The sequence below is a fragment of the Microcoleus sp. A6-C6 genome, assembly GCF_036705955.1.
In the GTDB taxonomy this organism is placed as follows: Bacteria; Cyanobacteriota; Cyanobacteriia; order Cyanobacteriales; family Microcoleaceae; genus Microcoleus.
The window spans coordinates 1-8,271 of the sequence record NZ_JAUBVR010000132.1 but is presented as its reverse complement, the minus strand read 5'-3'; the positions used below and the strand labels follow the sequence as shown (position 1 = coordinate 8,271).

Below are 8,271 nucleotides of genomic sequence, written 5' to 3'. Positions count from 1 at the left end.
GGCGATTGAAATCGCCGGATCGTTTTCCTCTCAGGACTAAAGTCTCTGAGCTTCCCACTTACCGAGCTTTTCTGTGAGAAACTATCAGACAGTTCCCCTAACCCTGATCGGCATATTTTCAGGCAAAGCAAATCATATCCAGTCCGGTAGCTCGATCGGTCTCAAGTGGGTTGCGGTTGGCAATTTCAGAGGCTGCGATCGTCTCTTCACAGCAAACCATGACAAACCTGAACGATGCGATCGGACTTGCGATCGGGGGGAACACTCAGTCAAGGCCTTTTTAGATCTCGAACCAGCAAGTATGTAAGGACAGAGAAAACCTGCAAGTGTTGAAGATGTTGCCCTCAAATTGCCAGGGTTCTTCAAAACCTGATATACTGGCCAGCGACAAAGCTTGAGGCATTGTTGTGTGAGATGGGGAACATTACCTCAAGCACAGACGTATGTAAAATCGAGTGGCAATTGTCAGCGACTAGCAAAAGCTACTCAGCTATTGACAAACCCATACAGTAGTCTGTAATTAACGTGGATTTAGGTGTGAAGGAGAGAAATCATGGCAAATTTAACTAACGAAGAGCGCATTGCCAATCAGTTACAGCCAGTTGTGGTTGGGAATGCTGGTCCGGCAATTTTAGGTATCAAGTTCTTGGACCAGAACCGGGATGGCACCAGACAGGCAAATGAGCCAGGTCTGGCGAATGTCCCCATCCTCCTCGAATCAGCAACAAGCACCAACGGTGTATTTGATGCTGGTACTGGGGAAGTCTTAACCACGACGGACGCTAACGGCGCGTTCTCATTCATAAATATTGTCCCGGGCAATTACGTACTCAGGGAAACCGTAATACCTAGTAATTTGACCCCTACTACTCCCAACCCCCTCGCGGTCACGGTTGGCAACAGAAATGTCAACGTTTTCTTTGGTAACGGCCCAGTCGATGTAGGCAGCCGAATTATTGGATGCAAATATCTAGACATAGATGCCGACGGTTTTCGCGACGGGAATGAACCGGGCATTAAAAATGTCAGGATATATCTTGATATCAATGGCAACGGTCAACGCGACGCAGCAGAACCCAACACCTTAACTGATAAAAATGGTGCTTGGTCATTCAACGTAGCACCAGGAAGCTACAAAGTTCGGGAAGAACGGATCAGACCAGAAGTTGATTCAAATGGAGTAAAAATTAACTCTCCCAACGCAGAACCATTAGAAACACAAGATTTCCCCCAAAGTACCCCGCCAAACAACGTTCCTTTACTAGACGTGACGGTAGCTGCCGGTCAAACTTTTGCCTGCGCTCAAGTTGGTGACACTCCGCTCTATCAAATTGAAGTTAACAAATTTCAAGACATAGACCGCAGTGGCACACGAAATGTCGTCAGTGGAGTTTTGGAACCCGCCGTTGCTCGCGTACCCTTCATCTTAGATTTGAACAAAAACGGTCGTTGGGATGCCGGATCAGAACCAATCACCATCACCGATATCAATGGAGTCGCTACCTTCAAAGATTTGCGTGCTGATAATTACTCAGTGTTGGAAATTTTTCCATCTGTACTACCAGCAGTAGTCGGTGGCGGTGTCCCAGGCAACATCAATCTGCCAGTAGGAACTACTTCCAACCCCACTCTGGTTTCGGCACCTGGGCCGCAAGCACGGTTCCAGGGTACGATCAGCAGAGAGCAACCGCTGTTAGTAGCCGACTCAACCTATACGCTGAGACCACAAGACCCTAAATTCATCGATACTAACCGCGACAGTATCCAACAACCAGGTGAAAGATCGATCGCAGCAACTGGCGAACGGCCGATTTTTGCCAACACGCCTGTACCTTTACCAGCGACTAACCCCTCACCAGCACTGACATTTCTTCCTGTAAGTCCTAATAATTCACTGGGAGGGAATAGTCCTTTTGGTAACACTCGACCAAACATCAATGTATTCAAGTACAATGATGTGGATTCAAATGGTCGCTACGAACCAAATATGGGTGACTCACCCATTGCCGGTGTCACCGTATTCCTTGACACCAACAATAATGGGACTCCTGAAGCTGGAGAACAACAAATACAAACTAATACCCAAGGGGTAGGATTTTTCCCCAACTTACCAGCAGGTAATTACACGGTACGGGAAGTAGTACCAGTTGGTTTTTCACCTTCGACAACTCCTGTCGTTCCAGTGACTCTGGCTACTCAAGACGCTAGGGTTGTTTTTGCCAATACGCCGAACAGCAACATCACTGGTTGCAAATTCGAGGACTTGAACCAGAACGGTTATCGAGATGGTAATGAACCTGCAATTAGTGGCGTTGTCGTCTATATCGATACCAACCGTGATGGTCAACGGCAGCCAACAGAACCATTTCAGACAACTGACCAGTTTGGTACTTTTGGATTCAGAAATTTGGTTCCTGGTACCTATAGCGTCCGAGAAGAGCTTTCTCCGGCTCAACTGAACTTCGTCCAGACTACTCAACCGCTGGATATCGTTCTCGGCCCCAATCAAACCTTTACTTGCGCTTTGATTGGCAACACTCGCCGTTATGATTTGTTAGTTCGGAAATTCCAAGATGATAACCGCAACGGCATACAAGATGGGAACGAAGGCCCTCTGGAAGGCATTCCATTTACTTTGGATTTGAACGAAAATGGTCGCTTCGATGCAGGCACTGAGCCTCTAGTCAGAACTAATGCACAAGGGATTGCTTTATTCTCAGATTTGTTGCCCAAAACTTACTCAGTTTTGGAAGTTTTTGGCGATCCTAGCGTTATCAACCCCTTCCCAATCCGCACTGGCCCGAATCCTACTAGCTTTGACGTGCCAGGCCCGAATACAGTGCCTTCGCCAGCAAGACCAGTTCCAGTCAGAACTGCTGCTAGCCTCCCTGATGAGTTGAATGGCACGGGTGTGGCTGCTACAGTTAGCGCCGATGACTTGACTAACCCCGGCAGTTCAACCGATTCTACGGTGAAGGCCAGCATGATCGCTGAATTCGTCGCAGGCGGTGCAGTTGTTACCAACTTTGATGATCTTGAGGCATTGAAAACAGCGAGTTCGCTGACTTTTGTAACGACAGAAGATAAGTCTCTCGATAAGTTACTGTTCGTCGCTCCTGCTCCAAGCCCGCTGTTTAAAGTTTAAGTTGGGTCTCTAGTTTGAGACTCAACAATTAGTAATTCGCTGGTTTAAGCTGCACGTCAAAACATTGTTTTGACGTGCAGTTTGCTGTTGTAGCGATCGCACAAACTGTCTTTATACCAATTTGCAAAATAATTGGTATTAGTCGTAGAGTGTGGCAAAAAGCATAACCGATAAAATTTTGCATCCCAACGGTGGCTCTGTGGTTAACGGATAGAAAGAAAGGACTTGCATTCCTGACTACGAACTTAATGTTTGTAGTCAGGACTTCAGTCCTCTTATTGAACATTGGTCAGTTCACGCAAAACAGTAATCCCGCCACCTTGGTAGCGAGATTGATAGGTTGCAGTTTAACTATCCTCTAGTTTTGCTAGAGTGGAAATTAGCTTGCTGCTGAATTAGCTCTTCTTAGCCATTTCTTGCTGAATCGTGCTTTTGGCTGCTTTGAATTGAGTAGCCATTTGTTCCATTTGTGCTTCGCTAAAGTTGCGGCGAATTTGAGGGAACATATCATTTTCTTCTTCTTTTACGTGAGCCTGAACCGCTGCTTTGAGCTGTTGGATTTGAGCTTTGAAATCAGAAGAACTGGGGTTGAGAGCCTTGATTTTTGCGAGCATTTGCTTCATTTCTGCTTGCTCGTTGTACAGCGCTTGAGTATCGGTGTAGTAGCTGCGGACTGCGGGATAAACAACTTGTTCTTCGGCTTCTGCGTGCACGCTGAGGTCTTTGTAAAGTTGACCGAAGAATTCTTGCAGTTTTTGAGGATCGTCGGTTTTTTCGATTTCCATAAATATGGTATCGACTTTGCGGTGATCCATTGTGATGATTTCAGCGATGTTCATCTCTTCTTTGGTGCGGGTAACTGCACCGCCGATGATGCCACTCATGGCTGCCATCGCATCTTGGACGCGAGCCCAAACGCCTTGATCGGGGTCTTTTCCGGTGAGTTCGCGCACTCCTAAGACTTCTAGAACTCCTTTGAGTTGTTCTTGGTGAGCACGGTTTTCAAAGTTAACTGTGTTGAGCGGAGTAATGGCCGCTTCGATGTCGGCGCCAACTACTTGAGCAGCTTTGTGCACTAACAAGCCGGCCATTGTTTGTTGGTGTTTGAGCAGTTCGTGCTGACCGACTTTTTCAAACATTGTGAGTTCAGAACCTTTCATTAGTTTCTGAACTGCTTCGATCATTTTTGTGGTGGTTTCTTTTGGTTCAGCTTGAATGCCGTATTGGATGATGGTGGTTTCCAATACGCCCAAGTTTTTGCGATCGTCCTCCAGCATATCCCGGAAGCGATCGCACAGTTCGGAGTCGTTGCAGGAATTGATGAACAATTGCTCGTTGGCGATCAACAGGTTTTGCAGCGCTTTCATGTCTGCTAATTTCATCGCGATCGCTTGGCGCTTGGTATCTTCTAAGGTAGCTACCATCTGTCGTGTCTCCTCTGGATGTCTTTAGTGTTCTTACATCTCTTAATTTATGGAAATATTCTGATAACTTCCTCTTTCTACCGACTGATTCATTAATATCCCGCACAACCTATTGACTTTTGAGTAAAAAAATGGTAATTAATTAATGTTAAGGTCGTTTTGAAAACAGCAAAAACTACCCTTAATGAGAACAGAAGAACAGAGAACAGAAAACATAGAACTCACAACTGCCCAATGAGAAATGAGAACTGAGAACTGAGAACTCACAACTGACAACTGAATTTTGTATCAATTAATCCAGATCGCACAGCAGTAAAGCGCTACCATAGTCGCAGCCAAAGTTAACTAAAGTTTAAGAATAACTAGCTTGTCTCAACTCCTAACTGCTTTAGAGTTCCCAGCCAACGTCTGGAAGCTGCACAATGGGTTAACAGTCATTCACCAGCGGATTTCGGCCACACCGGTGGTTGCCCTAGACGTGTGGGTGAGGGCTGGTGCTATGAAGGAGCCGGATTCTTGGTCGGGAATGGCTCATTTTTTAGAACACATGATATTTAAAGGGACGGATGCGATCGCCCCTGGAGAATTTGACCAAGTAATTGAAAATCGTGGCGGTGTCGCCAATGCAGCTACAAGTCACGACTACGCCCATTTTTTCGTCAACGCTGCGGCCGATTATTTAGCAGAAACGGCGCAGCCACTGGCCGAATTGCTGCTGCGCGCTGCGATTCCCGATGCGGAATTCGATCGCGAACGAGATGTGGTGCTCGAAGAAATTCGCCAAGCTCAAGACGATCCCGATTGGCTGGGTTTCCAAGCAATGATGGAAACAGTTTACCAGCAGCATCCCTACAGGCGATCGGTATTAGGAACCGAAGAGTTGCTGATGTCGCGAACTCCCCACGAAATGCGGTGTTTTCATCGATCGCACTATCAGCCGGAAAACATGACTGTGGTGATAGTCGGAGGAATTGAGGAAGAACAAGCCAGAGACATCACGGGGAAAGCATTTGGGCAGTTTTCTGACAGGTGGGATTGTCCCAAATTTGCAGCAGAAGCGGAACCGCCGTTAGTAGCAATTCGCCGTCAGCAACTCCGTCTCCCCCGATTGGAACAAGCGCGGCTGATGATGGCATGGACTGGGCCGGGAGTTGAACAGTTACAAAATGCTTGCGGCTTGGATTTGCTCTCAGTGTTGCTCGCAGACGGGCGGACTTCGCGTTTAGTCCGGGAACTGCGGGAAGAATTACAATTGGTACAGGCGATCGAAAGCACTTTTTCACTACAACGAGAATCGAGTTTATTTACTATTTGTGCTGTGTTGGAAGCGGATGATATCGAACAGGTGGAAGCTCGGATTTGCGATCGGCTTTGGGAATTGCAATCTGAACCGGTTTCCGAGGCAGAACTGATGCGCTGCAAGCGTTTGCTGTGCAATGACTTCGCTTTTTCCATCGAAACGCCGGGACAGCTAGCCGGTCTTTATGGATATTACAGTACGATCGCCACTGCCGAATTAGCCCTCAGCTATCCTACCAGGATTCAGGCATTTAAAGCATCAGACCTCCAGCGGCTAGCTCAACAATATCTTTCTCCCCGGCGCTACGCCGCCGTGGTGCTCAAACCAGTCTGATTGTTAACCGAGTGAATATCAAGATCTTTTGTACCGGATAGATGTTCGTTTGTCCGGGGTTTTCTCTGTTTGGCGCGCACCCTACCGAATATATGTTGTTATATAGCGGTTCTCAAAAAAGTGAGGTATGCCCTATGCCCTATGCCGGAAGCGTACCTGATCTTTCTGAGAAAGGCTATATTTAGATATTGTGCGTCAGACCTTACCCGGAATGACAGTATAACAAGATGCCAATGGAAAATAGCAAAATGGCGATCGAGTAATTACCAATTACCAATTACCAATTACCTATTCCCAATTCCCAATTACTAACTAAATTAATGATGAAAAATGAAATCCAGCGCAAGGTTTTAGACAACGGTATTGTTGTCTTAGCATCAGAAAATCCAGCAGCAGATATTATTGCAGCTAGGATATTTCTGCGCGCCGGTAGCCGCTGCGTACAGCCCGAACAAGCAGGATTGTCTCACTTGCTGTCGGCGGTAATGACTAAGGGAACCGATCGCCTGTCTTCGCTAGAAATTGCCGAACGTGTAGAATCAGTAGGAGCGAGGTTGAGTACAGACTCGACTACCGATTACTTTTTAGTGAGTTTGAAGACGGTTGTTGCCGATTTTCAGGACATTTTGGAGTTGGCTGCGGAATTGATGCGATCGCCCACTTTCCCGGAAGCTGAAGTCGAACTCGAACGCCGCATCGCCATATCAGCAATTCGATCGCAACAAGAACAGCCATTTGCGATCGCCTTCGAGCAATTGCGACACGCGATGTACAAGGAACATCCCTATGCTTTCTCAACCTTGGGCACGGAAGCTACGATGTCAAAGCTCACCAGAAACGAGCTCGAACAGTTCCACAAAACCTATTTCCGTCCCGATAATGTAGTTATTTCTGTAGCCGGCAGAATATCGACTGAAGATGCGATCGCTTTAATCGATCGAACATTTGGCGACTGGAAAGCACCTTTAACACCCCTGCCAACTTTAGCAGTATCCCCGTTGACACCTTCCCCTCAATGCGTCGCTAAGGCGCAAGATACGCAGCAATCAGTGATTATGCTGGGCTACCTCGCACCGTCTGTCAAAAATCCCGACTACGCAGCAATGAAGTTGTTGAATACCTATTTGGGTAACGGTTTGTCGAGTCGGTTGTTTGTGGAATTGCGGGAAAAACGGGGTTTAGCTTACGATGTTTCCGCGCTCTACGCGACGCGCCTGGACAAGGCTCAGTTTGTCGCGTACATGGGTACAGCGCCGGAAAATACGGTGACTGCTTTTGAAGGATTGCGCACTGAGGTCGATCGGCTAGCCAACACCAAACTAAGCGAAGAAGAATTGCAAGCTTGCAAGAATAAAATGCTAGGTCAATATGCTTTAGGAAAACAAACTAATTCGCAAATTGCTCAAGTTTTAGGCTGGTATGAAATTCTGGAATTGGGTATTAAATTTGACCAGGAATTTCAAGCAGAAATTGCGGCGGTAACAACTGCTGAAGCTCAGGAAGCTGCTCGGAAATACTTCATCGAACCATATATTTCTCTGGTGGGCCCGGAAGCGGCGATTCAGGAATTGGGTGTGATGGCTGTTTGTTGAGTAGGAAATTAGCGATCGAACTTTTCAAAAGTTCGATCGCTGCGATTTACCTATTACCTATTACCTACTGATAGACTAAAAGAATTGATTGGGCTAAGTTGAGCTATGACCATTGCGATCGACCAACCAATACAACATAAACCACTCAGCTTTGACGAGTTTATCGCCCGTTACGGTGGCGATAACCGCTATGAACTGATTGATGGAGAGGTATTCGACTTGGAACCAACAGGCCCTCACGAAGAGGTTGCAGCCTTCATTACCACAAAAATCTGTGTCCAGATCGACGCAACAGGCTTACCTTCGTTTGTGCTTCAGCGGGGACTATTGCGCCCTTCAAATATTGGTATGACAGCATTTCGACCTGATGTTGCAGTTGTCGATCGAGATGAACTTAGCAAAGGGTGCATCTCACTTTGGCGAGTATGCCAAAAAAGGGTTAAAATGAAAAAGCTAGTAAAATTGCCAAATAAAGAT

The 8,271-nt window shown here is 46.7% G+C and carries 5 protein-coding genes; 4 read left to right on the top strand and 1 reads right to left on the bottom strand.

Going from position 1 to position 8,271, the window contains the following annotated elements:
• Positions 1-553: 553 nt before the first annotated feature.
• Positions 554-3,145 (top strand): SdrD B-like domain-containing protein, encoded by a 2,592-nt coding sequence (locus QUB52_RS28025; RefSeq protein ID WP_265234254.1) that lies wholly within the window; start codon positions 554-556, stop codon positions 3,143-3,145.
• Positions 3,146-3,540: 395 nt separating this feature from the next.
• Here QUB52_RS28025 and QUB52_RS28020 read toward each other — a convergent pair whose 3' ends face one another.
• Entirely contained in the window at positions 3,541-4,569 is a 1,029-nt protein-coding gene (locus QUB52_RS28020) for a hemerythrin domain-containing protein (RefSeq protein WP_332975548.1), read from the bottom strand.
• A gap of 367 nt (positions 4,570-4,936) precedes the next feature.
• On the opposite strand from QUB52_RS28020, the gene QUB52_RS28015 reads away from it, so the two are divergent.
• The 3 genes from QUB52_RS28015 to QUB52_RS28005 all read left to right on the top strand — a co-directional run.
• On the top strand, positions 4,937-6,202 hold the full coding sequence (locus QUB52_RS28015) for a M16 family metallopeptidase (RefSeq protein ID WP_265234252.1): 1,266 nt from the start codon (positions 4,937-4,939) through the stop codon (positions 6,200-6,202).
• Positions 6,203-6,525: 323 nt separating this feature from the next.
• A complete protein-coding gene (locus tag QUB52_RS28010; protein WP_332967703.1) occupies positions 6,526-7,794 on the top strand; it encodes a M16 family metallopeptidase in 1,269 nt (422 codons plus the stop codon).
• Between the two features lie 105 nt (positions 7,795-7,899).
• Positions 7,900-8,271: Uma2 family endonuclease (locus tag QUB52_RS28005; RefSeq protein WP_332975549.1), on the top strand; the 372-nt coding region annotated here is incomplete at its 3' end.

What these genes read in the sequence shown, in the direction of transcription:
- QUB52_RS28025 (WP_265234254.1), top strand. Translation starts at nt 554, where the DNA reads ATGGCAAATTTAACTAACGAAGAGCGCATTGCCAATCAGTTACAGCCA.
- QUB52_RS28020 (WP_332975548.1), bottom strand. Translation starts at nt 4,569, where the DNA reads ATGGTAGCTACCTTAGAAGATACCAAGCGCCAAGCGATCGCGATGAAA.
- QUB52_RS28010 (WP_332967703.1), top strand. Translation starts at nt 6,526, where the DNA reads ATGAAAAATGAAATCCAGCGCAAGGTTTTAGACAACGGTATTGTTGTC.